Below are 25,062 nucleotides of genomic sequence, written 5' to 3'. Positions count from 1 at the left end.
TTTATCCCTGCTCGCGCACGCGATCGAGATGCGATTGCGCCGTATCGGCCAGACCGCGCAGGCCGTGCTCGACGAAAATCTCATGCGCCGCTTCTAGGGCGTAGGCAGCCTCGGTGCGTTCCATCATGAAGCCGGTGATGTCACCGCGCGCTACATAAAGCCGCGCCAGATTGGTTTGCAGGATCGCCCAATTGACCGGATCGTCCTGCGGCTTGGTGGCACGCAGTTCACTTTTGAAGGCCACTTCGGCGGCATCGAGGGAGCGCAGGTCACCCTTCAGCTCGGCATGCTTGGCCAGGCAGGCGGCGCGATTGTTCATCAATTGCCCGCGTAGGCTCAGGCCCTTTTGCAGGGGCCGCTTCAGCGCCAGGTCATAGATCTGCATCGCCTTTTGGTAAATCTCTTCGTTGAGGGTCAGTTCCGCCAGGGCCTGGAGGCCGAGCGCCAGGGTCTGCTTGTGTTCGACCCAGTCGAGCGGCGCATGTTCATAATCGACGGCCTCGTCCTGGGTGCTGAGAAGCGCAATGCCTTCGCTGATAATTTCCGGCCGGCCTTCGATCTCGCCCTTGCGGATATAGGCCTGCGCCAGGCGCAGCACGACGCGGCCATAGGTCACCGGCTCATAGGCCGGGTCGAGGCGTTGTTGCAGAGCTTCGAAGTCCTTGATCACGGCCAGCATCAGCGACGAATCGCAACGATCGACACCCACCAGCATCAGCAGGTCGCCGCGTTCGAAACGCGCCTGGGCGGCGTCGATCTTGTCGCTGGCGGCGCCGGTCTGGCGGACGCGCTGATCGGCGCGTTCGATGGCGCGATCGATATGCGACATGGCCAAAAGGGCCAGTTCGAGATCGCCGCCGACACCGTCCTTGGCGGCATAACGCGCGGCCAACTGGCCTTCGACGCGATTGAAACGGGCGCGCAGGGCTTCGTCGTCCTGGACAGCGGCGCGGCCGCCGGCCAGCAGGTCTTCGGCCGATTTCAGCAGGTCGTAGGTTTCGAACAGGTCGACGCTGAGCAGGCAGGTCTGGGCCTGTTCCAGCACGGCCACGGCGGCGTCATTGACCGACTTGGCGGCCTTGCCGGCGTTTTCCGCGGCGGCGGCGGCGCGACGGACGGCGACGGGATCGCCGGTGCGCCGGGCATATTCGCGCCAGATCTGCGCCGCTTCGAGATAGGGGGTGAAGCGATTCTTGGTCGAGACGCGGCCGCCTTCGATATCGGCATTGCGCCCCTGGGTGATCAGCAATTGCAAGTTCAGCAGCTCATACAGGCTGGAATCGGTCTCGGCCCGCCCCTGGTTACGGAAAATGCGACCCAATTCACGACCGAATTCAAACATGGCAGCCTTGTTGGCCCTTAAAGTCCAAAAGCGTATCAGGACGATACGCCCCGCTTAAGGTTCCAGCCATATTTGCAAACCGGAGGCCGCGATCAGGCAGGTTCGTCGCGCAGACGGTCCCACCAGGTGAATTTCATGATGACCATGCATAACGCCACCAGGCCGATCGTCAGGTAGAACTTGTCCATTTCGCGGATGACCAGGAAAATGGCCGAAGCGGTCAGCGCCGTCTGCCAGATCACCCCAACCACGGCGTTGAACATGTCGCGGGCGAAGTCCTTATTGGGTTGGGCGTCGAGTTCATCGGCGCGTAAAGCGGCCAGGACTGGGCCCCAGAAGCCCCATGGCCGCGTCTTTTTGTAGAACGTTTTCAGCACAGCCATATCGGTCGGCTTGGTGAGGTAAGAGCCGAGGACGGCGGCGACCAGGCAAGCGACGAATAGGTATGGAAAAGCCGCCAAAGCGTCGAAAGTGACACCGGTGATGCTTTTGGGGAGGACCATGTAGACCGACGCCAGGACGCCCAAACCCATGCTGGCGGCATAGCCCGTACCGTTGAGCCGCCACCAGTACCATTTGACGACATTGGCGACTGTATAGCCGCCCCATAGACCCGTTGTAATCCATGTGACGACTTCGTTGATCGATTTCAGCTGCCAGCCGATTAGCGCGCCTAGCACCGCAAAGGTGAGCGACGTCGCATAGCTTAGGTTGACATAGCTTTGCTCCGGGGCGTCGGGGCGGATATATTTCTTGTAGATATCGTTGACGACATAGGCCGGCGCCGCATTCAGCGACGCCGAATAGGTCGCCATAAAGGCCGACAACATGCCGGCCAGCGCCAAGCCCAGCAGACCCGGCGGCATATAGTTGCGGATGACCCAAGGCAGGATGGCGTCGATATCGCCGGTGAACGGCTTGCCGGCCGCCGTGGCCTCGGCCTGCAGGTGCGTCCAGGCGGGACCGATGAAGACAAGCGCCAGGATGGCCATGCCGGCGATCATCAGGTAGCGCGGAAACAGCAGGGCGAGATTGACGAAGCCGGAGATCTTGGCGGCCTCGGTCGGCGACTTGGCCGACAGCAGGCGTTGCATATCGTAATTAGGCGCCGGACCGGCCATGGCCTTGAAAAAACCCTGGAACAGCATCAGGCCGAAGAAGATACCGAAGGCCGAACGCCCTTCACTGGCGATGACGGCCATGGCCGAGGTAGCGACGACCTTGTTTTCGGGCTTGGCCGTATTGGCGACCGCCTGCCAGTCGAGATTGAGGTTCCAGCCGAACAGCACCTCGTTCCAGCCGTGCGGCACAGCGGCGTGCAACATGGCGGGCGTCACGGTCGATATAGCGATCCAGCCGATGGCGATACAGACGACGAGCTTGATGAAGAATTGCAGGACCTCGGTCATGACGACGGAATACATGCCGCCCTTGATCGAATAGACGGTCGTCAGGGCGACGACGATCAGGCCATAGATCTTGTCATTGATTTCGGGGTCGGCGCTAAAATGCCAGGGGATAAATTCGGCCGCCAGCTTGCCGATGCCGAGGAAGCCGAAGGCCAGCATGCCGACGACCATGATCAAGGCGAAGACGACATTGATCAGGTGCGAGGCGCGGGCGCCGAGATCCTCGCCGAAGCGAAAACTGATCCATTCAGCGCCGGTCAACTTGCCCGAGCGGCGCAGCCACACCGCCAGGAAGACCATGAGGAATATCTGGTTGAAAACCGGCCACAGCCACGGGATGAAGACGCTTTTGAGGCCGTAGACGACCAACAGCCCGACCATCCACATGGTGCCGGCGACGTCGAACATCCCCGAGGCGTTGGAAAGCCCCAGCACGTACCACGGCAGCTTGTTGCCGGCGAGGAAGTAGCTGGCCAGCGATTTCGACGAGAGCTTCGCCACCCAAAAGCCGAGGCCGATGGTGAGGACGATATAACCGGCGACAATGGCCAGGTCGATGGGTGTCAGCGTCATGTTTCCTACCCTGTTTTGGGTCGTGTTATTATGTTCAGGCTTTTAGTCTCACGCGTCTTAGTCTGTGGTCGAGTTCGATCATGGCCCGGCCATTATGGTAAGGACATTTCCATGTCCCTGCCTTGTATTTGGGTTCACGGCCGGCATTGGCGGCATACCAAGTCCATTCGTCGCGCCCACCGGCGCCGAACTGACTTTTCAGATGCACCCACAAGGCTTCGACGGCATCGAGATAGGCGGTATCGCCCGTCAATTGCCAGGCATTGACGAAGCCCACCATGCCCTCGGCCTGGCCCCACCATTCGCCGGCCGGGTCGAGGTGGCCGTCGAAACCCCGCTCATAACTTAAGCCCCCGTCGCCATTGAGACCGGCCTTCAGCGTGGCTTTGGCCAAGCCGAGAGTCAACGGCCGGACGTGCGCCATCATCTCCTTGTCGCCCAGTACGGTTGCGGCCTCCCACATCAGCCAGCTGGCTTCGATATCGTGGCCGTAGGACACCGCCTGGGTCCGGTCGGTCCAGTCGAAATCGTAGAACAGACGCAGATGATGGGTGGCGCGATCGACAAAGCGGGCCGCGAAGATATCGAGCGCGCGATAAAGCGCTGCGTGCGAGACCTCATCCGGCGCCACCCGGTGCAGATTGGTATAGGCCTCGAGGATATGGAGGTGGGTGTTCATCGTCTTCGGACAATCGGCGTCCTTTTCCGACAGGCGCTGGTCCTTCGGGTCGTACCAAAAAGCGCTCATCGCTTCGATATATCCGCCTGACTCGCTGTCCCAGAAACGTTCCTCGATGTCGCGCTGGATCTGGCGAGCGATCTGCAGACACGCACGGTCCTGGGTGACCTTATGATATTCCGCGAAGGCATAGATGGCGAACGCCTGGGCATAGGCCTGCTTCTTGGCATCGATGACCTGGCCCTTGGCATCGAGCATCCAGTAGACGCCGCCGTGATCCGGATCCAGAAAATAGCTGCGGATATAGTTGGCGGCGCGGTGCGCCAACAACAGGGCATCATTCGAGCCAAGATAGGTCGCCATGGCGCTGAAAAACCACAGCATCCGCGTATTGAGGATGACGCTTTTCGGCGCATCGGCCACCGGCCGGTCATTGTCATCGACTTCACCCCAAAATCCGCCGTCCTGGTCGTCGGGCATTCGGCGCGCCCACCAGCGCAGCAGGTGCTTGGCCTCGACGCGAGCCTCATGGCGCAGGGCTTTGGTGAAAGCGGTATCAGCGGTCATTCACATAGGCTTCATTGCGCGAAATCAGGTCGAGCCGTTGCTGGACGCACGCCGCTGAGGTCAGCGGGTCCTCCGGCGTATGGAGACAATAGTCGATCAACTGTGCCACACTCGACGTCGCGACATGCAGTCGGGTATCCGACGAGGCGTAGTAGATGAAGACCTTGCCGTCGTCCTCGATCCAGCCGTTGGAGAAGGCAACGTTTGATACATCGCCGACACGCTCCGGGCCTTGTGGCGCGATGAAATGGCCGCCGGGTGCACGGGTGATGATCCACGGCTTGGCGAGGTCGGTCATGAACATGTAAAGGACGTAGCGCAGACCGGCTGCGGTATTGCGCACGCCGTGGGCCAGGTGCAGCCAGCCCTGGGGCGTCTTGATCGGCGCCGGCCCCTGGCCGTTCTTGATTTCCTTGATGGTGTGATAGGCCTTGTTGTCGACAATGACCTCGCTGTCGACCACCGCGTTTGTCATGTCGTCGCACAGGCCCCAACCGATACCACCGCCGGAGCCTACGCTGATAAAGCCATCCTGAGGCCGGGTATAAAGGGCATACTTTCCGTCGACAAACTCCGGGTGGAGGACGACATTGCGTTGTTGGCCGGAACGGGTCACCAGGTCCGGCAGGCGTTCCCAGGTGACCAGGTCCTTCGTCCGGGCTATGCCGCATTGCGCCGTCGCCGCCGACAGGTCGTGGGGTAGGCTCAAGTCCTTGCGCTCGGTGCAGAACAGGCCGTAGATCCAGCCGTCTTCGTGCTGCGTCAAACGCATATCATAGACATTGGTGTCGGGGACTTCGGTCTGCGGCAGGAGGATGGGCCGCGGCCAGAAGCGGAAGCCGTCGATGCCGTTGCCGCTTTCGGCGATGGCGAAAAAGGACTTGCGGTCGTCGCCTTCGACGCGGACGACAACAACATACTTCCCCTGCCACTTCATCGCGCCGGCATTGAAGGTGGCATTGATGCCCATGCGCTCCATCATGAAGGGGTTGGTCGCCGGGTTGAAATCGTAGCGCCACTCAAGCGGGGCATGGTCCGCAGTGATGACCGGTAAGATATAGCGCTGGTAAATACCATTGTTCGGCACCTGAGGGGCATTGCGCCGGGCAATCAAGGCCTCATATTCGGCCTGCAAGTCCGCCAATCGCTGTCGCGCGTCCACCGTCATAAGTGTCTCCCAAACATGCCCGCTTTCCCGCCGGGCTTAGCTTCGATTAATTAAATTTGATTTATTAAATGAGCAAGCGATATCTCGCAGAATAATTACCGTTCAGCCATATTCGCACTTGCATAAAGTTACAGTATAACATATTTAAGTAATACGGCAGATTTACCGCGGAGATTACCACCGACCATGGGGCATCCCCACAACAATTCGAAGGATGGCAAGCGGATCAAGTCGAAATGGCTGGATTTCGCGTCTATGGGCTTGTCCGGCCTGTGCGTCGTCCATTGTCTGGCCCTGCCCTTCGTCGTCGCGCTCCTGCCCGTCGCCGGCGTCTTTGCCGGCAACAGCTGGGTGCATCCGATTCTGGTCATGTTGGCGGCCCCTCTCAGCCTGTGGGCCATCATTGCCTCCAACGCCTGGCGTAAATGGCGCGTATCGGCCCTGATCGTCGTCGGGCTGGCCATGCTGGGCCTGGCCGCCTTCGTCGAGGCCCTCGAGCCGATCGAAGTCGCCATGAGCGTGATCGGCGCGTCGTGCATCGCCGCCGCCCATTTGCTCAACTACCTGACCAACCGGCCGCTGCATATTCATACCCACACCGCGGATTGCGGCCATACGTCCGGGGATTGATCGGCGCCCCGCTTATGCTAAGCGTGAAAGCATGAGCACTACGATCACCACGCGATCCTTTTCCCTAAGTTTCGGCGATTACTGCCGATTCTATTTCGCCTCCTATTACCGCGCCTATCTGAATCCGTTGCGCGGCGTCCTGCTGGCTGTTGTGTGTCTCGCGCTTCCGGCCCTCATGGCATGGCGCAGCCTGTCCCAAGGCCACATTCAGCCGCTTTTGACATACCTGGTCGGGTCCTGGGTCCTGTGGCTCGGCATACTGCCCCTAGTGGGGCTGATCAGCTGGGTGAGTACGGTCGGCAAGAATGCAACGCTGAAAGGACCCCGCGTCGCCGAACTGAGTCCGGCCGGATTCACGGTGATCGGCGACAGTTTCGAAACTCGCCAGCAGTGGGGACAGTTCACCTCCGTCGGCCAGGCCGGCCGGATCATCTATCTGATGACCAATGCCCGCTCCGGCATGATCGTGCGCAAGGATGCCTTCACCTCGGATCACGATCGGCAAAACTTTGTCGCCGAAGCGAAACGCCACATCGCCGCAGCCAAGGACAAGCACGCCCAGGTCTTTTACGACGAGCCGATCGTCGCCGCGCCGGCGGAAGGCCTGCGGACCCCGCCTTTCCATCTCACCTTTGGCATCTTCTACCCCTACTATCTGCGCATTCTCTATGGCACGTTCGTGCGTCCCGGCACCTTGATTGTGCTCTTGCTGGGATTTGCCGTCGTGCCGTTGTGGCTGCAGCGCCAGGCGCTCTTGGCGGGAGACTGGTCGGGCCTGCCGTCCCTCCTGGCGCCGTTACTGACCTTCCTCGCCCTGTTTCCACCCTTGATGGCCTTGCTCGCCTGGCCCGCCACGCGCAAGACGCCGGCCGCCAAGGGGCCGCGCACAGTTACCCTCACGGTGGAACGGATCGTCGCCAAGGGTGATGCCTACGACGTCAGCATCGCCTGGGGAGACATGAGCAAGATAACGCACGATTTCGGCCAGCTGATCGCCTGGACCGGCACGCAGGGCGGCGTATTGGTGCCCGACTCTGCCTTTGCCGACACGGCCGCCGCCAGGGCTTTTCATGCCGAAGCCGTGCGTTTGTTCAAGGCCGCCAAATCCACTGCGGCAAAATCGACCCTTGACGGATAGGCCACAGGCTTTAAGGAACGGCGGCAGTTGTCGCACCAGAAACGAAGTCTCCATGATCCGCCACATTGTTATGTTCAGTTGCAAGAACCCGGCCGATCGCGACACCATTTACCGCGGCCTTTCTGTCCTGACCCAGATCGAGCACGCCGCCTTGCTTGAAGTCTCCTACAACGAAAAGATCGACCAGATCGCCAACGATATCGACGTCATCGTCTATGGCGAATTCGCCAGCCTGGAAGACTTTCGCGCCTATAAGGCCCATCCACTGTATCAGGAATCCATCCGACAGGTCCGCCACCTGCGCGATGTCCGCGTCGCTGCCGATTACACGGTCGGCAATGCCACGCGGGAACTGGTCAAGGCCTGAGCAATAGGCTAGCCTCCCGCAAAACAGGGAGGACTCCATGCGTCTGATTGCCATTTTCGCCGCCGCCATGTGCGTCGCTTTGCCCGCAGTGGCGCAAGACACGGCGCCGCCGGTCGTTTCGCTATGGGCTAACGGCCAACCGGGCTTCGAAGCGCGCAAGGACATCTCCGAACAGCACGCGGAGTGGTGGTGGCGCAGCATCAACAATCCGTCCCTCACGGTCTACAAGCCCGATCCCGCCAACAATACCCGCACAGCCGTCATCGTCGTACCCGGCGGAGGCCACCAGAACCTGGTCTTCAATGCGGAAGGCATGCAGCCGGCGCAATTTCTGCAAGGCCTCGGCGTCACGGCCTTTGCGCTGAAATATGTCCTGGCCCGCGAGGAAGGCTCGCCCTACTCCATAGAAGGCGACGCCCAGGCCGACCTGACCCGCGCCGTGCGTTGGGTCCGCGCCCATGCGGCGGAATACAATATCGACCCCAACCGTATCGGCGTGATGGGCTTTTCCGCCGGTGGCGAATTGACCTCCATGGTCGCCTTTAACCCCAAGACTCCCGATCCCAAGGCCGCCGATCCGATCGATCGCTTAAGCGCGCGGCCAGATTTCCTGATCGAGATCTATCCCGGCCCGCTCGGCATTCCGCCGATCGTTGACCATGCCCCGCCGCCGGCCTTCCTGCTCAATGCCAATGACGACAAGATGGCGGTCGCCGATACCGACGTCATCGCGCGCATGTATCAAGCCTGGCCCGACGTGCCTTTGGAACGCCACGTGCTGTCGGGCGGCAAGCATGGCTTCAATATGGGTGATCGCTCGGACCTCAAGGCCGTGCGCGGCTGGCCGCAACGCCTGGCTGACTGGCTGTCCGACAGCGGTTTGCTCAAGAAGTAGGCTTTGACCGGCGCAGACCTTCTTGCCTATAACGGAGCCCATGTCACAATTCTACGAACTCGGCGCCGAGCGCCCGGCGCTTGAGCCGCAAAAGCCGTTCCTCGGCGACGACCGTACCCTGATCCGCGCCACCTTTATCCTGGGCGCCCTCCTGGTGGTGTGGAAGCTGTATGTCGCCCTGATCAGCCATGTCATCTGGGAAGAGGGCCATTTCGTCATGTCGGGCGAATATCTGGCGCTCGGCTATCCCGATATTCCGCCAGGTTTCCCATGGCTGGCGCGGATCGTGACCGCGATCGCCGGCTGGCATGTCCTGCCGTTGCGCCTGGTGTCGCTGGCGATTGCCACGGCTATCCCGTTCGCCATCTACTTTCTTGCTACCCCGATCACCAGCCACCGCAACGCCTTATGGGCGGCGATGATCGCTATCCTGATGCCGCCGCTGAGCATGAACGGCACGGTCTTCTATCCCGAAGGCTCGTTGCAGCTGTGCATGGCCTTGATGCTGGGGTGTTTGATACGCGCCATCCAGCAGGACCGGTTGAAATGGTGGGTGTTGACGGGGGTATGCGCCGCGCTCGGCCTGTTGATCCACTTCCGTTTCCTGGCGGCCGGCCTGGCGGTCGTCGTCTACATGCTGGTCAACCGCGAAGGCCGTGCGTTGTGGCGTCGGCCGGGCGTGTGGATCACCGCCGGCGTCGCGGTTCTCGGGCTTCTGCCGTCCCTGATCTATAATGCGATCAACCATTGGCCGGCCATCCAGTTCCATGTCCTCAACCGGCCGAAATTCGTCCCTAATGTGGGGCGCATCCTGGGCTATGTCGAGAACCAGCTGGGCCTGTGCACGCCGGTGTTTTTCGTCGCCATGGTGGTGGCGGTGAAGAACCTGGTGACAAAGGATCGCGACAAGCCGGAAGCGCTTTTGGCCTGGCAGGCAATCGTCATCTTCCTGGTCTACGGCCTGCAAACCATCGTCAATAAAAAGGTCATGCCGCACTGGCCGTTCATGGCCGATGTGCCTTTGGTGCCGCTCATCCCCGCCTTGCTGGAAAGTTTTATCGCCAAGGCCAGGACGGTGAACGGTCATCGTCTGCGGGTGGCCCTGGTCGCCACCGGGCCGATCCTGGCCGTGGCGGTTGGCATTGCCGGCACGGCCTATCAGTGGGGATGGCAGCATTCGGCCACCCTGCCCTATGAGCTGCGCGAGCGTAACTCATTGAAGAATGAGGACTGGAGTCTGCTGGAGCCGGATCTGGCCGCGGCGGATGCGCGGGCGAAGGCGCGGTTCGGGCCGGATGTCGTGTGGGCGACCAACAGTCATATGAGCGCGGTGCATCTGGAGTTCCCGGCGTCGAAGGTGAAGGGCCGGCGGTTGTTTACGCTGGATGATCCGAATGATGAGCTGACGCGGTTCGTGGTGGCGCGGCAGCAGTGGGGGCTGGACATCGATACCCTGGCGAAAACCCATGCCGGCAAAGGTGTGATGATCGCCGTGCTGGAGCCGGCCTACCTCTATCACGAGCCCGAGCAGGTGGCGATGTATGAGCGGCTGTGCGAGACCTTCGATCAGGTCGAGCCGTTCAAGGTGACGAGCCTGCCGCCGTACAAGATGGCGATCGATTTTTATACGGCGCGGGTAAGGGAGAAGCCTCTGGCGGCGATGGCGGCGGGTGCGTGTCCGTTCTTCCCGCCGGTCTATATCGCCCATCCGGAGCGCGGCGACTTTATCGGCAAGCATGACCAGTCGCAGTTCTTCGGTGTGGCGGCGGATCCGCAGGGTATCAAGTCGGTCGATATTTTGCTGGACGGCAAGGTGGCGGTGGCGGCGAAATATGGCGTCGATGATGTCAATTATCACGTGCCGGCTTTGTTGAAGTACGATCCCAACTGGCCGAAGCTGCAATATACCTTTACATTTCCCGAAGGGTCGCTGGTGCCGGGAGAGCATGTTTTGACGGCGCGGGCGACGCGGACGGACGGGACGACGGTGGAGAGTTTGCCGCGGACGCTTTACGTCAAAAAGTAATGGGGTTTGGGGGCTGTGCCCCCAAGCCTTTCCTTACTCCATAAAAAGAGCCTGGGGCCAAGGGCCCCAGGCTCTTTTTATGGAATGAAGAGAAGACCTGGGGTCGCGGACCCCAGACCCCGGCCCTTTTTAGCCGAAACGGCCACCGATATAATCACCCGTCTTGTCGACCTTCGGCTTGACGAACAGCTCGTCCGTCGGGCCGAACTCGATCATCTTGCCCAGGAACATGAAGCCGGTATAGTCCGACAGACGCGCCGCCTGCTGCAGGTTGTGCGTCACGATCACGATCGTATAGTCGCGCTTCAACTCCTCCAGCGTATCCTCCAGCTTGGCCGTCGAAATCGGATCCAAAGCCGAGGCCGGCTCATCGAGCAACAGGATTTCCGGATCGACCGCAATACCGCGCGCCACGCATAGACGCTGCTGCTGGCCGCCCGACAAACCCAGGCCCGACTTGTGCAGCTTGTCCTTCACTTCGTCCCACAAGGCCGCGCGCTTGATCGAACGCTCGACGATCTCGTCCAACTCAGCCTTCGATTTGTTGCTGTGCAGACGGACACCAAAAGCGACATTGTCATAGATCGACATCGGGAACGGCGTCGGCTTCTGAAACACCATGCCGATGCGAGCGCGCAAGGCCGTCACATCGACGCCCGGACCCACGATGTTTTCGCCTTCGAACAGGATCTCACCCTCGGCGCGCTGGCCCGGATAAAGGTCGTAGATACGGTTGATCACGCGCAGCAGGGTCGACTTGCCGCAGCCCGAAGGCCCGATCAAGGCGGTGATGGCGTTCTTCTTCACCGGCAGGTCGACGCCATACAGCGCCTGATGCTGACCGTAAAAGAAGTTGAGCTTCTTCGCTTCCAGCACCAGACTATCGGCGGGAGGCGGGGTGATGACGCTCTGGAAATCGGCGGACGTTGTGTCGGTCATAAGAGGTCTCTATCAGAGCGCAATCCATAAAAATGACTCCCATTTTTTGGATAAATTGCGCGTTAAAACATAAATTTAGAGCGAAATGACGAGTCTACTTAAGTCTTTTCGCTCTAATGGGTTTGCTTTTCGCGGGCGAGCCAGCGGCCGAGGATATTGATGACCAGAACCGCCACGGCAACCAGCAGGGCGCCGGCCCAGGCCAGCTTGTTAAGGTCGGCATACGGAGTCAAGGCGAAGACGTACATGGCATGCGGGAGGCTTTCGGTCGCCTGCCCCATGTCGGCATTGAAAAACTGGTTGCCCAGGGCGGTGAACAACAAAGGCGCCGTCTCACCCGAAATACGGGCAAAGCCGAGCAGACCGCCGGTTAACAAGCCGGCGCCGGCCGCCTTCCAGATGATCTGGCGAATAGTGGTGAATTGCGAGGCCCCCAAGGCCATGCCGGCTTCGCGTAGCGCATTGGGTTGCAGGTTGAGGATGTCCTCGGTCGTCCGCGTCACGATCGGCGTCGCCAGGATGGCCAGGGCGACCGCGCCGGCCCAGCCGGAGAAGTGACCGAGCGCGATCGGCGATCCCGACACCAAGACCTGATAGACGAACAGGCCGATAAGGATCGACGGCGCCGACAACAGGACGTCGTTGAGGAAGCGGACGACGTGGCCATAGGCCGTGTCGCCGCCGATTTCCGCCAGCCAGGTCCCGGACAGAATGCCGACAACCAAGGCGATGATCATGGCGACGCCACACATCAGGATCGAGCCGACGATAGCATTACGCAAGCCGCCCTCGGAACCGGCCGCCGGCGTGTCCATGGTGAATATCTGCAGGTTCATCCCGCCGATACCCTGGCTGAACAAGGACCACAGGATCAGGCCGAGCGCCGTCAGGGCGACCAGGGTGCCGAGAATACACAGGGTGATGAAGACATAGTTGGCGACCTTGCGGCGCGCGGCGCGGCCACTGGAGGTCTTGCGGGTCTTTGTGCCTTGACCCGGGGCGCCTTTTCTGAGTGCACTGTCCATGACGATAACTCCTAGTAACGCTGCGACGACAGCAGCCAGCGCGCAATCGCCAGCACCGTGAAGGTGATCAGGAAGAGGACGAGGCCGAGCGCGATCAGGGCGGAACGGTGCATATCGGCGGCTTCGGCGAATTCGTTGGCGATGGTCGAAGCCAGAGTCGACGAGGAGTCGAACAGGGACTTCGGGAACTTGTGCGAATTCCCGATGATGAAGGTCACTGCCATGGTTTCACCGAGAGCGCGGCCCAGGCCCAGCATGACGACACCGATCATGCCCTTTTGCACGTAGGGAATAATGACATTCGTCGTGACTTCGAAGGGCGTGGCGCCAATGCCGTAGGCGGCTTCGCGCACCTGCGGCGGAATCGAGCGGAACAATTCGCGAAAGACGGCGGCCATATAGGGCAGGATCATGATGGCCAGGACAACCGAGGCCGTAAAGATATTGGCGCCGTTAGGCACGCCGGCGACCAGCTTGGCCAGCCATGAGTCAGAATGCTGCGACGCGGCGATGATCAGAGGCGTCTGGATCGTAGAGGCGAAAAAGGGTGCGAAAACGAACAGCCCCCACATGCCATAGACGATCGAGGGAATGCCGGCCAGCAGCTCGACCGCGGTCGACAGGGGCTGGGCGATGCTGCGCGGGCAGAATTGGGTGAGGAAGACGGCGATGCCGATGGCGATGGGCAGGGCGAAGGCCAGGGCCAGGAAGGACGAGATGATGGTGCCGAGGATCGGTGCGGTGGCGCTGTAGACATCGGTCACCGGGTTCCACGGTGTCGCCAGGCACATGCCCGAACCGGTCTTGCAGGCCTGAAATTTGAGGAAGAAGCCAAAGCCGAACTTCGACAGGGCGGGCCAGCCGCCAACAATCAAGGTGCCGATCAGCGAGGCCAGGACCACCAGCAGCAGGGTGGCGGCGCCGAACGATACCCAACGGAAGATCGGATCGGTCGGATCGAAACGAGGTGATTTGGCGGCGACAGACATGCGTTCTTTTGTCCTGATTCTCGTTTTCGGTTGCGATTGAGCCTATAGTGACAACAGGCTCCAGACACAAGTCAGGCGAGGTAAACCGTGTAGGCCACCTCGCCTGGGATAGTCCCTCCAAATCTCATGGAGATTTGGCAAGGGCAAGGCCCGCCGCTGCCCATGAAGCGTGCTAACGCTTCGCTTCTTGAGCACAGTGCAGCGAGCCTCGCGGCGCTTGAGCGATAGTTAAGGGTTCGGCGAGATGTAGACCGGCTGGCCGTTCGACTTGACGTTGGCAGCCCATTGCTTGCGGACCATGGACTTCACGGCGGCGGGGAGCGGCACGTAGAAGAGGTCGTTGGCGTTGAAGTCGCCGGACTTGTAGCCGTAGTCGAAGAATTTCAGGACGGCGGCAGCCTTGGCGGCGTTCGGTTGATCCTTGTAGACCAGGATGAAGGTGGCGCCGGTGATCGGCCAGGCATTGGCGCCCGGTTGGTTCAGGACCAGCAGGTAGTTGCCGGGAGCATGGGCCCAATCGGCGTTGGCAGTGGCGGCGGCGAAGGCAGCGGCCTTCGGTTGCGGCCAGGTAGCGTCGTGCGAAGCCACCAGAGCGTAGTTGATGCCGGTCTTCATGACGTAGGCGTATTCGACATAACCGATCGAACCGGCCGTACCGCGAACCAGGGCGGCAACGCCGTCGTTCTTGGCGCCGCCAACACCGGTCGGCCATTCAACGGCGTCCGAAGCGCCAACCGAAGACTTCCACTCGGCCGAAGCGATCGACAGATAGGAGGTGAACAGGAAGGTAGTGCCCGACCCGTCGGAACGGTGAACGACGGTGATCGGCAGGGCGGGGAGAGCCATGCCCGGGTTGTACTTCTGGATGGCCGGATCGTTCCAGATGGTGATCTTGCCGAGGAAGATGTCGGCGAGCGTAGCGCCCGACAGCTTCAGCTTGCCGGCGGGAACGCCCGGGACGTTGATCGCCGGCACGACACCGCCGATGACGGTGGGGAATTGGAACAGACCGTATTGGTCTTGCTCGGCTTGCGTCAACGGCTTGTCGGTAGCGCCGAAATCGACCGTCTTGGCTTCGATTTGCTTGATGCCGCCGCCGGAACCGATGGCTTGATAGTTCAGCTGGTTGCCGGTCGTGCGCTTATAACCTTCAGCCCACTTGGCGTAGAGCGGGGCGGGGAAGGTCGCGCCGGCGCCCGAAATCGAGTCGGCGGCGTGAGCCACCGAGGTCGTCATCAACAGCGCGGCAAGAGCGGCGCTCAGAAACTTCATCATAATTCCATCTCCATGGAAGGTCTGTGGGACCGGCATGCTTTGTCGCGCTCTGTATCGGTTTTCGATGACAGTTCCGTGACAGCCGGCAAATTCAATAATTTACGATAGCCGCGGAACGTCACAGCGATGTGACACTCCGCGGCAGGCGCCGTGATTTTTAGTAACGAAGCTCGGTAAAGATGCCGATTTCGCTGAATTCCGTACGGGTCAAAGCACCCTTGACGGCGCCGCCGGCATAGGCATCGAGCTTATTGTGCTTGGCAACCAACGAGAGGGTAATGCCCTTCATCGGAACGGTCTGAATGCCGAAGTTATAATAGGCGTCCTTGTTGAAGGGGCTCAGCTTCTTCGACGGCTTGACGTCGTCATAGCGACCGAACAGCGTAAACATCGGCGTGATGCGGTACGAACCAAACACCGACTCACCCTCAGCCTTGTCACCCTTGGCGTGGTTGACAGTCAGGTCGGTGATAGCCGAGGTTGCCCAATCGGTGGCGGTGAAATATTCAACGCCGAGCTTGCCGCGGTCGCCGACAAAGGCGGCCAGGGCATTCAGACGCGTGGCATCATGCGGGGTTGCGACCAGGGTGGTGCCGTTATAGACGCTGGCGCCACGCTTGCCGGTGTAACCGCCAACCGCGAAATTCCATTGGTCCAGCTTGGCGCTCAGGCGACCTTCGAAATCGACCGTCTTGGAGCGCGACGAGTCACGGTAGCCCTTACCGTTGATCATCGAGACCTGGTAGGAGAAGACGTCGTTGAGCTTGCCGGCAACGTGGACACCCCAGTCGGCCGAGGTGCCGAAGGTGCCGCGACCGCCGTCATTGTTTTGTTCGAGGACAGTGTTTTCCAGGTAACGGTTGCCGTAGATGCTTTCAGCGTAAGGAATCCAGGGCAGTTCGTTCGAACCGATGCTGACTTCCAGCATGGGCGAGAAAGACGCCTTGAAAAAAGCCTTCTTCAGGTAGAGGCCTTGACCCGCCAGGGTGTTGCTGTTGGCCGTCGTACAGGTGATGACACCGATGGTGGCCGGCGCGACCGGAGCCGCCTGGGTACAGGTCGTGGTGCTAGCGACGCTTTGCGGGACCGGGGACACGTCGGTCTGCACTTGCAGCGAATAGGTGTCATTGAACTTCTTGTCGACCTGGAGGTAAACGCGCTTGACGTCGAAGCCATAGCCATTCTTGGCGCTGGACTTAGCGCCATTGACTTCGAACGAGTTGTTGCTGAAGTCGAGGTACATGCGACCACCGACGGTGATCGAATCGGTCCAGCTTTGGGCGGAGGCGCCGTAAGCGGCGGCCATCATCAGCGAGGCAGCGGCCGCGCCGGCGAGGAGAGAAGACAATTTCATGGTGGAAGCCCCTTTGGGTGTTTCGTGCGATTTTTGAGGCCTTAATGTGGCCACGTAGGGCGCTATAGGGACCCCATGTGACGGTCGCGTGTAGCTTGGGTGACAGTTGTGTGACACAGGGTGTACGCGGACGATTGTGTGATATTTGGGAGACTCTGATGTTGGGCATTATTGGCGGTACGGGTCTCTATGCGCTCGACCATCTGAAGATCGTTGGCGAGCACGCGGTTTCGACGCCATACGGCGCCCCGTCGGCGCCGGTTCTCGAAGCGGCCTATGCCGGCCGCACGGTCCTCTTCCTGCCGCGCCACGGCCGAAACCATGAGTTTTTACCGCACGAGGTCAATTACCGCGCCAATATCTATGCGTTGAAAATCCTGGGCGTCCGCCAGGTGCTGGGCGTCTCCGCCGTCGGCTCCCTGCGCGAAGCCATCCAGCCCGGCCAGTTCGCCGTCGCCTCGCAATATATAGATCTGGTCAAGGGTCCGCGCGACAAGACCTTCCTCGGCGGCGGCCTTTCGGCCCACATCTCGACGGCCGAACCCGTCTGTCCGGCGATGCGGTCATGGGTCGCAACGGCGGCGCGGGACCTCGGCCACACCATCCATGACGACGTGACCTATGCCTGTGTCGATGGCCCGCGCCTGGGCACTCGGGCCGAAAGCCACATGTTGCGCACGATCGGCGCCGACCTGGTCGGCATGACCAATGTGCCGGAGGTCTTTTTGGCGCGCGAGGCCCAGATGGCCTACGCCACACTGGCAATTGTGACAGATTATGATTGCTGGCGCGACGGCGATCAGGTCAGCGTCGCCGCCATCATGCAACGCTTCGGCGAAAGCCTGGGTGCGGCCAAAGCCATCCTGGCGCGCCTGCTCGACGGCCCTCTTCCCGCCACGGATGACGATTATCGTCAGGCCTTGAAGGGATCATTGATGGTCAAACTGGACAGCCTGCCGCCCGAGAAGCGCGCCCTGTTGGAAGTATTGCTGCGTTGATGTAACCCAATCGAGGATTAACGCGTATAAAGGTGAGTAAGTTCCCACGAGGTGCCCCATGTTACGCCGCAATTTCCTCTCCATGATCAGCCTGAGCGCGCTCGGCGCCGCCGTCGGCTGCAGCCAGGCGCCCAGCGCCGCCGCCGGTTCCATCCCGCCGCTTAATCTCAGCGACGACGAATGGAAGCGCCGCCTGCCGCCCGCGTCGTATGACGTGCTGCGCCATGAGGGTACGGAACGTCCGTTCACCTCGCCGCTGTTGGACGAGCACCGCAAGGGCGTCTTCGCCTGCCTGGGCTGCGACCTGACCCTGTTCAATTCCGACACCAAGTTCGATAGCGGCACCGGCTGGCCCAGCTTCTTCCGCGCCATCCCCGGCCACATCGGCACCAAGAGCGACTTCAAGCTGATCTCCGAGCGCACCGAGTATCACTGCGCCAAGTGCGGCGGCCACCAGGGCCACGTCTTCAATGACGGCCCGGCCCCAACCCACCTGCGCTACTGCAACAACGGCGTCGCTTTAAAGTTTATACCAGCCTAAGGATCCAACCATGTTGAAAAAGCTTTTCGCCACCACCGCCTTGTGCCTCGCGGCCTTAGCCAGCGCCGCCAATGCCGATACCGCCGTTTTCGCCGGCGGCTGCTTCTGGTCGATGCAAAAGGCCTTCGATCATGTAACCGGCGTCACCAATACCCGCGCCGGCTTCATGGGCGGCCATGTCAAGAACCCGAGCTATCGCGACGTCACCGGCGAACAAACCGGCCATGTCGAGGCCGTCGAAGTCACCTACGACCCCGCCAAGGTAACCTATCAGCAACTGCTCGACACCTATTGGCACCACACCGACCCGACCAATCCGGACGGCGTCATCTGCGATTTCGGCCCCAGCTACCACACTGCCATCTTTACTTATAACGACGCCCAGTACGCTGCCGCCAATGCCTCCAAGGCCGCCGTCGGCAAGCAGCTGAACAAGCCGATCTATACCCTGATCGTCAAGTCGACCGGCACGGGTCTGCCGTTCTACCCGGCCGAAGACTATCATCAGCACTACTGGAAGACCCACCAGATCGCCTATGACGCCTATGCCGCCGGCTGCGGACGATCGCCGGCCCTGCACAAGATCTGGGGCAACCTGGCGGACTAAATAAGAGCCTCCGGCGGCAGGGGCCACAGGCCCTTGACCCGTTAGATGGCCTTGAGCACAACCTTGCCGCTGGTCAAACCATCGGCCGAAGCCGTGACCGTGACGGCCCCGGCGCCGGTCGTCTGCACGATCGCACAGCATAACCCGTTGAAGGCCATGCGTTGCGACGCCTTGTCGGCCTCGTGGCTGTTGGGATTGCCGTTGCCGACACCGATCACAGCGCCCGGCCCGGTCACCGCGAACTTGACCAGGTTGTCGGCCTTCGGCACCGGCCGGCCATAGACGTCGAACACCTCGGCGCGGAGGACGGCGCAATCCATGCCGTCGCCCTTCAGCGACACACGATCCGCCGTCAGCACCACCTTGGCCGCAGCCCCGGCCGTCATGCGCTTGTCCTTCAGCACCACCGTGCCATTTTTATAGGCAAAGGCCTCGATCTTGCCCCGCGCATAAGGCACGCTCCATTCGACGTGCATATCCTTGACCATGGCCTTCTTGCCCACGGACTTGCCATTGACGAACAGCTCGACCTCATCGCAGTTCGAATGCGCCCACACCGATACCGGCTGCCCCTCCTTGCCTTCCCAGTTCCAGTGCGGGAACAGGTGCAACAAGGGCTCCGACCGCCACCAGGCGCTATAATAGTAGTAATTGTCCTTCGGAAATCCGCACAGATCGATAACGCCGAACTGCGATGAGACGCTGGGCCAGGTGCTGTAAGGCGTCGGCTCGCCGCGATAATCGAATCCGGTCCAGATAAAGCCGCCGGCAATAAACGCCCGCGAATTAAAGTGCGGCCACCACACCTCGGCCGTCGTCGCCCACGACGGCGCCGTCGTATCATAGGCCGGCACGATGTGGTCGGCGGCGCTGTCGACATATTCGCCGCGCGTCGAGACCGTCGAGGCGGTTTCGGTGCCGATGATCGGTATGCCCGGGAAATCGGCGTGGAACTGGTCGATCTTGCCGTCGCGATAGTTGAAGCCCATGACGTCGATCACCGAGGTGATGCCATAGCCATAGCCATTGTCCATGGCCGCCGTCACCAACCGCGTCGGATCCAGTTGATTGACCAGCCGCTTCATCGTCTTGCCGACATGGGCGCCACGGTCGGTGCCCTGTTGCGGTTCCTCATTGCCGATCGACCACAACATGACCGAAGGCCGGTTGCGGTCGCGCAGGACCAGGGTCTTCAACTGCGCCAGGCCCTCGTCGCTCGACGTCATCAGCCGCGTCTCGTCGATGACTAGCATGCCCAGGCGGTCGCACGCGTCGAGCAGTTCCGGCGTCGGCGGATTATGCGAGGTGCGATAGGCGTTGCAACCCATCTCCTTCAACACCTTGATACGGTAAACCTGGATGGCGTCCGGCAAGGCGGCGCCGACCCCTGCATGGTCCTGATGGTTGCAGGTGCCCTTGATCTTGACCGGTTTGCCGTTGACGAAGAAGCCTTCATTCGGATCAAAGCGGAAATCGCGCAGGCCGAACCGCGTCACCACCTTGTCCGCCACGGCACCGTTACGCGACAGCGAGGTCGTCAGGACATATTGCTGCGGCGTCTCCAGCGACCACAACAACGGAGCGTCGATCTTGACCGGTTGGAACAGTTCGATCTCCTGCCACGGCTGCAGCGTGACGGTAATGTCCTTGACCGAGAAGGTCTTGCCGTCGGGCGCCGTAAAGGCCGAGTTCAGGGTCACCGGCTGGGCATCGTCGGAATCGTTGCGCAGGGTCGTCGTTACCTGGACCGTGCCGTCAGTCTTGGAGCGCACCAGAACGCCATATTGCGGCACATGGACAGGATCGGTCTTGACCAGCCAGACATGGCGGTAAATGCCCGCGCCTTCGTAGAACCAGCCCTCGCCCAGCGACGCGTCGACCCGCACCAGGATGGTATTGGGCTTGTCGTCGGTATTGAGGAAGTCGTTCAGCTCGACCCGGAACGGCGAATAGCCGCTGTCATTGATCTTGACGATATAGCCGTTGATGATGACCATGGCGTTGCGGAAAATGCCGTCGAACTCCAGGCTGATGCGCTTGCCGGCATCGGCGGCGTCCAGTTTCAGCGTCTTACGGTACCAACCGACACTGGTCTCGGGATAGTCGCGCCCCAGCGGCTTGTAACCGTGATTGGCGGCCGGATCCCAGCCCTCCCACGGCTTGGCGGGATCGATATTGGCCGGCGGCTGGAAATGGCTGTCGACGAAGGGCAGTTCGACTGCCCAGTCGTGCGGCAGGTTGACCTGGCGCCAGGCCGAGTCGTCGTAATCGAAGGCCGCGGCGGGCGTCGAATCCGGTCCCTGCTTGGCATAGGTGCGCAAATCCGTACCAAACTCGAAATCCTTGTGCTCGTCATAAAGATGGCCGAAGGCGAAGCGCCAGCCCGTATCGAAGCGTTGGCGCACGCGTGGCGCCAGATCGTCGTCGGCGGGGACGGCACCCACGGGCACAGCCGGCACGGCTGCCTGAGCGTTGAACACCGGCAAGGCGGCGACAGTCGCGGCGGTGACAAGCAGATGACGGCGGTTGAGATGGGTCATGGCGGGTCCCTGAACGTTTCTGAGTATGACGAAAGAAGACCGGAACCTGGCCGAGGTCAAGTCGAGTCGATCGCAGAATGACACGCGTCGAGGCTGGCCGGCCTGACACGCAGGCCGGCATATTGTCATACAATATCAGGATGGCAAGGAAAATTGTCGTACAATTTTGGCCCTGCCCAACGGCGATGAGCCGAGTAAAGCTAGCCCCAGCTTTCGCTGAAGCCCTTGCGCTTGCCGACAATATGCTCTGGCTGCGACATCATCAACGGCTTGGGTTTGCCGAGATGGTAACCCTGGCCATATCCGATACCCATCTCGATACAAAGTTTCGCCGTCGCCTCGTCCTCGATCATCTCGGCGATGACGTGTGAGTTCAATTCCTTGCACAGCACGGCGATCGAGCGAATCAAGGCGCGCTGGCGCGGATTTTCGCGGGCTTCCTTGAGGAACGGGCCGTCGATCTTGACGAAATCGACGTCAAAATTGCGCAGATAGGCATAGGCCGCGGCGCCGGCGCCGAAATCATCGAGACACACCTGGAACCCGGCACGGCGCAACCAGCGCAGGAAGGCGCCGGCGGCATCGAGGTCCTTGATCTCGCTCGACTCGGTCAATTCGAACATCAACCGGTTTTGCAGTTCGCGGTACGGCATCACCAGCACGCGCAGCTTTTCACGGAACTCTTCGTTCTCGATCGAACCGCCCGACAGGTTGACGGCGATAGACACGTCCGGCCGCGCTTCCAGCATGTCGATAGCCTTGCGGCACACCGCCAGATCGAAGTCCTGGACCAGGCCCAGTTGCTCGCTCATGCGGATCGTGTCGTAGGGTTTACGGCCGTCGGAAAAGCGCATCAGCGCTTCGTAATGATGGATACTGCGGTCCTGCAGATCGACAACCGGTTGATAGAACAGGGTAAAATCGCTCTTGTCGATCAGGGCGCGGATCTGGTCGAAGTGATTGACTGTTTCGGCCATGGCCGATTTCAGCCCCTGCTCCAGCGAGCTGATATTGGCTTTGCTGCCCGAACTGAAATTGGTCAGGGCATAGCTTAAGGCGCGCGCCACGCTGTCGTGATCGAGATTGCCGGTCGACAGTTCCAGGCTCATCACGGTCGGCGTAAAGCTGTTGTCGGCTAGGCCGGCGGCCATGGCGACCGCCTTGAAATCGCGCGTCAGGCTTTCCGGTGTCGCCGTGTCGCCCTTGGCCGGCGGAATATAGCTGAATTCCTCGTCCGACAACCGCGCCGCCGACGTGCCGCCCATGGATTGGGCGCGCAGGACCGAGCCGATTTCACCGAGCAGCATCTGTGCCTGTTCGTCGGGCATGCCACGCACCGCCCGGCTCAGCCCCTTCAGGCGCACCATCTTCATTTCGCGCGGCGCCTTGCCGTCTTCCAGCGCCTTTTGCGCCAAATTCTTGTAATCTGCCGCGGCCAGCAGGCCCGTCGTGGCATCGCGTGCCTCGGTCGACGTGGCGGCGGAGGACAGCACGGTCAGGCTGATATAGGTGTTGTTGCGAGTCGGCAGGAAACAGGCGCCCATATTGACCAGCAGCGGTTTGTCGCTGTCCTGGTCGAGGTGCAAACTGCACGGCTCGATGCGACCGATGGCCTTGGCCTTGGCCAGCAGGCGCTGGGCGAATGAGCGATCGGAGGTTTTGAAGACCTCGCAGACGTCGCGTCCCACCATGTCGGCCGGCGCCTCACTGAGCAAAGCCTGGGTGGCGCCGATGGTCTTGATAATGCGAAACTGGTCGTCGACCTCGATCAGCAGATCGGCGGCAGCCAGCGAAAAGGCGATATAGCGGTCGCGTTGCGACTTGTAATCGTCGCCGGCCGTCTTGCCCTGGTTTGAGATCATTGTTCCGCCCGCCTCCGGGCGCTTCTGCACCCGCCAAACCCTACCGTAGCAAACAAGATTTAAAATACGGTAATCCCGACAAAAATACGCCCGGGCATGAACCCGGGCGTAAAAAGTCTGATGGTGATGGTGGTACGCTTAGGCTTTACTGCAATTACGCCTTACTGAACGTCAAGCTTCATATCCTGAAGCAATGCCTTGAGATATTCGCGATTGATGCGGTCTTCGTCGGGAACCTGACGCTGCGGCGCCACCGGCGTATAGGCCGTCGGGCGCATCGGATCGGCCGGTGCCCGCATGACGGGGCGCGAAGCGATCATCGGCGCGGCCAGGGGCTGCGAGGCGAAGTTCTGGGACGCGAAGTCGAGCGTCGCACGTGCCGGCGCTTCGACCCACTGAACCGGGATTTCGAACCAGAAGTTGGAGCCTTCGCCATGGCGCGAGACGACGCCGATGTGGCCGCCCAGGATATCGACAATGGCTTTCGAGATCGACAGGCCGAGGCCGGCCGAGCCGAACTTGCGGTTAATATTGGCGTCGTCCTTCTGGCCGTTGAACAGGCCGAGGCTTTGCTCTTCGCTCATACCGATGCCGGTATCGCGGACGCTGATGCGCAGCCAGTTGGCGTTATCGACATTGACCTGGCTGGCCGTAACATTGATCAGGCCGCCCTTGGTGAACTTGCAGGCATTGCTGATCAGGTTCTGGATGACCTGGCGCAGGCGCATCGAATCGAGCTGGGCATAGGCATTGTCCATGTCGACGAAATGGGCGGTCAGCTTGGTTTGGCTGGCCTGAGCGGTGGCGGCGAACTGATTGACGCAATCCTTGACCAGGTTGACGACGCTGACGGCGTCTTCGTTGAGTTCGCCGTCGCGCGACACCGCGTCAAAACCCTGGGTGTCGACCGTGTCCTTGACCAGGGATTGCAGCGCCTTGGCGGACTTCAGCAGGTTGGAGGTATAGCCGGCGACATCGGGATTTTCGAAGCGCTGCTCGCTCAGCAGGCGGGCATAGCCCAGGATGTTGTTGAGCGGGGTCTTCAATTCGTTGGTGATGTGGCTGAGGAATTCGTTGCGCGCTTCGTTGCTGTCTTCGGCGGCGATGCGGGCGCGAATCAGTTCTTCCTGGTCCGTGGCGCCTTCGGTGATGTCGCGAACGACGCCGCACAGGCGCACAGGCGTACCGGCATCGTCATATTCGACACCGCCCTTGGTGCGGATGGTACGGTTGATCTTGTCCTTGCGGCGCAGGATTTCGACGTTGAAATCGAAGTCTTCGCCATAGTTCACGGCACGCTGGAACTTGTCGATAATGATCGCCTGGTCCTGCGGTTCGTAGATGTCGAGCTGGGTGGCGACCCGCGGCTTGTACGACTTGGACGACAGGCCATAGACGGCATAGAGGCCCTTGGACCAGGTGACTTCGCGGGTCTTCAGGTCGATCGCCCAATGGCCGATGCCGGTCATTTCCTGGGCCAGGTCGAAACGGATCTGGTTCGATTTCAGCTCGAACAGGATGTCATTACGCTCGGTCGTGCCTTGCGCCAGGGCGATGGTCGTCGCGGCATTGTTGGCGAACTGACGGAAAAGATTGAGCTTATGGCCGGTGAAGTCATGACGCGGCTGACGCTCGGTCAGGATCAGCACACCCAGGACGACGCCGTCGCTGACCAGGGGCACATCGATATAGAAGCGCAGCTTCGGCGCGTTCAGCACGGCGGCTTCGAGGAAGTAGCGTGCATCGGCCGTGGCGTCGGGGATGATCAGGCTTTCACCGGGGATCAACTTGCGCTGGCAAAAGGAAATGTCGTCAAGATTGGCCTCACTGGCGAACCCGGCGGTGCCCTTGACCACCAATTGGCTGCCTTCGTAGATCTTGACGATGGCCAACGGCGTGTCGAACAGGCCCGCGGCCAGTTCACAAACCGATTTGCAGATACGGCCGAATTCAAGCTCGCGTTCGTGCGCTTTGGCCTCGGCCTTGTGCGAAACGGCGTGGGCGATCGTGGTGTCTTCGGCAAATTGGGGCATGGTACAACCTTCTTGGATCAGGCCAAGTTAACCAAAAAGGTTTACCCATTTGTAAATAAACTTCTTAACCAAGGCCCGCACTTAACGATTATTAAGAACGGTGCC

Annotated in this window: 20 protein-coding genes; 8 read left to right on the top strand and 12 right to left on the bottom strand. The window is 60.8% G+C overall.

Annotation, left to right across the window (positions count from 1 at the left end; all coding sequences use genetic code 11):
* Position 1: 1 nt before the first annotated feature.
* The 4 genes from AC1DX3_RS19145 to AC1DX3_RS19130 all read right to left on the bottom strand — a co-directional run bounded on the left by AC1DX3_RS19145 (position 2) and on the right by AC1DX3_RS19130 (position 5,738).
* Positions 2–1,342 (bottom strand): hypothetical protein, encoded by a 1,341-nt coding sequence (locus AC1DX3_RS19145; protein WP_476990933.1) that lies wholly within the window; start codon positions 1,340–1,342, stop codon positions 2–4.
* Between the two features lie 92 nt (positions 1,343–1,434).
* Positions 1,435–3,324 (bottom strand): sodium:solute symporter family protein, encoded by a 1,890-nt coding sequence (locus tag AC1DX3_RS19140; RefSeq protein ID WP_476990932.1) that lies wholly within the window; start codon positions 3,322–3,324, stop codon positions 1,435–1,437.
* Positions 3,325–3,358: 34 nt separating this feature from the next.
* Positions 3,359–4,570 (bottom strand): AGE family epimerase/isomerase, encoded by a 1,212-nt coding sequence (locus tag AC1DX3_RS19135; protein ID WP_476990931.1) that lies wholly within the window; start codon positions 4,568–4,570, stop codon positions 3,359–3,361.
* Positions 4,560–5,738, bottom strand: coding sequence for a glycoside hydrolase family 130 protein (locus AC1DX3_RS19130; protein ID WP_476990930.1), 1,179 nt, complete (start codon positions 5,736–5,738; stop codon positions 4,560–4,562). Before AC1DX3_RS19130 ends, AC1DX3_RS19135 begins: the two co-directional genes overlap by 11 nt.
* Positions 5,739–5,924: 186 nt before the next feature.
* Between AC1DX3_RS19130 and AC1DX3_RS19125 the strand changes: the two genes are divergently transcribed.
* The 5 genes from AC1DX3_RS19125 to AC1DX3_RS19105 are packed head-to-tail and all read left to right on the top strand — an operon-like array spanning position 5,925 to position 10,794.
* Entirely contained in the window at positions 5,925–6,368 is a 444-nt protein-coding gene (locus AC1DX3_RS19125; RefSeq protein WP_476990929.1) for a MerC domain-containing protein, read from the top strand.
* 31 nt (positions 6,369–6,399) lie between these two features.
* Complete coding sequence (locus AC1DX3_RS19120) at positions 6,400–7,506, top strand: YcxB family protein (protein WP_476990928.1); 1,107 nt, start codon at positions 6,400–6,402, stop codon at positions 7,504–7,506.
* A gap of 52 nt (positions 7,507–7,558) precedes the next feature.
* Positions 7,559–7,873 carry a Dabb family protein gene (locus AC1DX3_RS19115; RefSeq protein WP_476990927.1) on the top strand — a complete coding sequence of 105 codons (315 nt, stop codon included), beginning with the start codon at positions 7,559–7,561 and terminating at the stop codon, positions 7,871–7,873.
* Between the two features lie 37 nt (positions 7,874–7,910).
* Positions 7,911–8,768, top strand: a complete 858-nt coding sequence (locus AC1DX3_RS19110; protein WP_476990926.1) for an alpha/beta hydrolase — start codon at positions 7,911–7,913, stop codon at positions 8,766–8,768.
* A 40-nt stretch (positions 8,769–8,808) separates the two neighbouring features.
* Positions 8,809–10,794 carry an ArnT family glycosyltransferase gene (locus tag AC1DX3_RS19105; protein WP_476990925.1) on the top strand — a complete coding sequence of 662 codons (1,986 nt, stop codon included), beginning with the start codon at positions 8,809–8,811 and terminating at the stop codon, positions 10,792–10,794.
* A 129-nt stretch (positions 10,795–10,923) separates the two neighbouring features.
* Here AC1DX3_RS19105 and pstB read toward each other — a convergent pair whose 3' ends face one another.
* The 5 genes from pstB to AC1DX3_RS19080 all read right to left on the bottom strand — a co-directional run bounded on the left by pstB (position 10,924) and on the right by AC1DX3_RS19080 (position 16,376).
* Positions 10,924–11,733: a phosphate ABC transporter ATP-binding protein PstB gene (pstB, locus tag AC1DX3_RS19100; protein ID WP_476990924.1), complete on the bottom strand. Its 810-nt coding sequence runs from the start codon at positions 11,731–11,733 to the stop codon at positions 10,924–10,926.
* A gap of 113 nt (positions 11,734–11,846) precedes the next feature.
* Positions 11,847–12,758, bottom strand: coding sequence for a phosphate ABC transporter permease PstA (gene pstA, locus AC1DX3_RS19095; protein ID WP_476990923.1), 912 nt, complete (start codon positions 12,756–12,758; stop codon positions 11,847–11,849).
* A gap of 11 nt (positions 12,759–12,769) precedes the next feature.
* Positions 12,770–13,747: a phosphate ABC transporter permease subunit PstC gene (gene pstC, locus AC1DX3_RS19090; RefSeq protein ID WP_476990922.1), complete on the bottom strand. Its 978-nt coding sequence runs from the start codon at positions 13,745–13,747 to the stop codon at positions 12,770–12,772.
* Positions 13,748–13,975: 228 nt separating this feature from the next.
* Positions 13,976–15,022 carry a phosphate ABC transporter substrate-binding protein PstS gene (gene pstS, locus AC1DX3_RS19085; RefSeq protein WP_476990921.1) on the bottom strand — a complete coding sequence of 349 codons (1,047 nt, stop codon included), beginning with the start codon at positions 15,020–15,022 and terminating at the stop codon, positions 13,976–13,978.
* Positions 15,023–15,179: 157 nt separating this feature from the next.
* Positions 15,180–16,376, bottom strand: coding sequence for a porin (locus AC1DX3_RS19080; RefSeq protein ID WP_476990920.1), 1,197 nt, complete (start codon positions 16,374–16,376; stop codon positions 15,180–15,182).
* Positions 16,377–16,534: 158 nt separating this feature from the next.
* Here AC1DX3_RS19080 and mtnP point away from each other — a divergent pair, with 158 nt between their 5' ends.
* From mtnP to msrA, 3 genes are read left to right on the top strand one after another with little or no spacing between them, the layout of a single operon-like run.
* Positions 16,535–17,374, top strand: coding sequence for an S-methyl-5'-thioadenosine phosphorylase (gene mtnP / locus AC1DX3_RS19075; protein ID WP_476990919.1), 840 nt, complete (start codon positions 16,535–16,537; stop codon positions 17,372–17,374).
* 58 nt (positions 17,375–17,432) lie between these two features.
* Positions 17,433–17,915 (top strand): peptide-methionine (R)-S-oxide reductase MsrB, encoded by a 483-nt coding sequence (msrB, locus tag AC1DX3_RS19070; RefSeq protein WP_476990918.1) that lies wholly within the window; start codon positions 17,433–17,435, stop codon positions 17,913–17,915.
* Between the two features lie 10 nt (positions 17,916–17,925).
* The gene (gene msrA / locus AC1DX3_RS19065) at positions 17,926–18,522 is read left to right on the top strand and encodes a peptide-methionine (S)-S-oxide reductase MsrA (RefSeq protein WP_476990917.1); all 597 of its coding nucleotides are present in this window, start codon (positions 17,926–17,928) and stop codon (positions 18,520–18,522) included.
* A gap of 41 nt (positions 18,523–18,563) precedes the next feature.
* On the opposite strand, the gene galA is transcribed toward msrA, so the two are convergent.
* The 3 genes from galA to AC1DX3_RS19050 all read right to left on the bottom strand — a co-directional run bounded on the left by galA (position 18,564) and on the right by AC1DX3_RS19050 (position 24,957).
* A complete protein-coding gene (gene galA, locus AC1DX3_RS19060; RefSeq protein WP_476990916.1) occupies positions 18,564–21,062 on the bottom strand; it encodes a beta-galactosidase GalA in 2,499 nt (832 codons plus the stop codon).
* 200 nt (positions 21,063–21,262) lie between these two features.
* Positions 21,263–22,924 (bottom strand): EAL domain-containing protein, encoded by a 1,662-nt coding sequence (locus AC1DX3_RS19055; protein WP_476990915.1) that lies wholly within the window; start codon positions 22,922–22,924, stop codon positions 21,263–21,265.
* Between the two features lie 161 nt (positions 22,925–23,085).
* The gene (locus AC1DX3_RS19050) at positions 23,086–24,957 is read right to left on the bottom strand and encodes a GAF domain-containing sensor histidine kinase (protein ID WP_476990914.1); all 1,872 of its coding nucleotides are present in this window, start codon (positions 24,955–24,957) and stop codon (positions 23,086–23,088) included.
* Between the last annotated feature and the right edge of the window lie 105 nt (positions 24,958–25,062).

The organism is Asticcacaulis sp. P2_B1 (genome assembly GCF_056404915.1).
The sequence above is the reverse complement of the archived record's forward strand: the minus strand, read 5'-3'. Positions and strand labels throughout refer to the sequence as shown.

Coding starts and splice junctions, on each gene's coding strand:
- AC1DX3_RS19145 (WP_476990933.1), bottom strand. CDS start 1,342: ATGTTTGAATTCGGTCGTGAATTGGGTCGCATTTTCCGTAACCAGGGG.
- AC1DX3_RS19140 (WP_476990932.1), bottom strand. CDS start 3,324: ATGACGCTGACACCCATCGACCTGGCCATTGTCGCCGGTTATATCGTC.
- AC1DX3_RS19135 (WP_476990931.1), bottom strand. CDS start 4,570: ATGACCGCTGATACCGCTTTCACCAAAGCCCTGCGCCATGAGGCTCGC.
- AC1DX3_RS19130 (WP_476990930.1), bottom strand. CDS start 5,738: ATGACGGTGGACGCGCGACAGCGATTGGCGGACTTGCAGGCCGAATAT.
- AC1DX3_RS19125 (WP_476990929.1), top strand. CDS start 5,925: ATGGGGCATCCCCACAACAATTCGAAGGATGGCAAGCGGATCAAGTCG.
- AC1DX3_RS19120 (WP_476990928.1), top strand. CDS start 6,400: ATGAGCACTACGATCACCACGCGATCCTTTTCCCTAAGTTTCGGCGAT.
- AC1DX3_RS19115 (WP_476990927.1), top strand. CDS start 7,559: ATGATCCGCCACATTGTTATGTTCAGTTGCAAGAACCCGGCCGATCGC.
- AC1DX3_RS19110 (WP_476990926.1), top strand. CDS start 7,911: ATGCGTCTGATTGCCATTTTCGCCGCCGCCATGTGCGTCGCTTTGCCC.
- AC1DX3_RS19105 (WP_476990925.1), top strand. CDS start 8,809: ATGTCACAATTCTACGAACTCGGCGCCGAGCGCCCGGCGCTTGAGCCG.
- pstB (WP_476990924.1), bottom strand. CDS start 11,733: ATGACCGACACAACGTCCGCCGATTTCCAGAGCGTCATCACCCCGCCT.
- pstA (WP_476990923.1), bottom strand. CDS start 12,758: ATGGACAGTGCACTCAGAAAAGGCGCCCCGGGTCAAGGCACAAAGACC.
- pstC (WP_476990922.1), bottom strand. CDS start 13,747: ATGTCTGTCGCCGCCAAATCACCTCGTTTCGATCCGACCGATCCGATC.
- pstS (WP_476990921.1), bottom strand. CDS start 15,022: ATGATGAAGTTTCTGAGCGCCGCTCTTGCCGCGCTGTTGATGACGACC.
- AC1DX3_RS19080 (WP_476990920.1), bottom strand. CDS start 16,376: ATGAAATTGTCTTCTCTCCTCGCCGGCGCGGCCGCTGCCTCGCTGATG.
- mtnP (WP_476990919.1), top strand. CDS start 16,535: ATGTTGGGCATTATTGGCGGTACGGGTCTCTATGCGCTCGACCATCTG.
- msrB (WP_476990918.1), top strand. CDS start 17,433: ATGTTACGCCGCAATTTCCTCTCCATGATCAGCCTGAGCGCGCTCGGC.
- msrA (WP_476990917.1), top strand. CDS start 17,926: ATGTTGAAAAAGCTTTTCGCCACCACCGCCTTGTGCCTCGCGGCCTTA.
- galA (WP_476990916.1), bottom strand. CDS start 21,062: ATGACCCATCTCAACCGCCGTCATCTGCTTGTCACCGCCGCGACTGTC.
- AC1DX3_RS19055 (WP_476990915.1), bottom strand. CDS start 22,924: ATGATCTCAAACCAGGGCAAGACGGCCGGCGACGATTACAAGTCGCAA.
- AC1DX3_RS19050 (WP_476990914.1), bottom strand. CDS start 24,957: ATGCCCCAATTTGCCGAAGACACCACGATCGCCCACGCCGTTTCGCAC.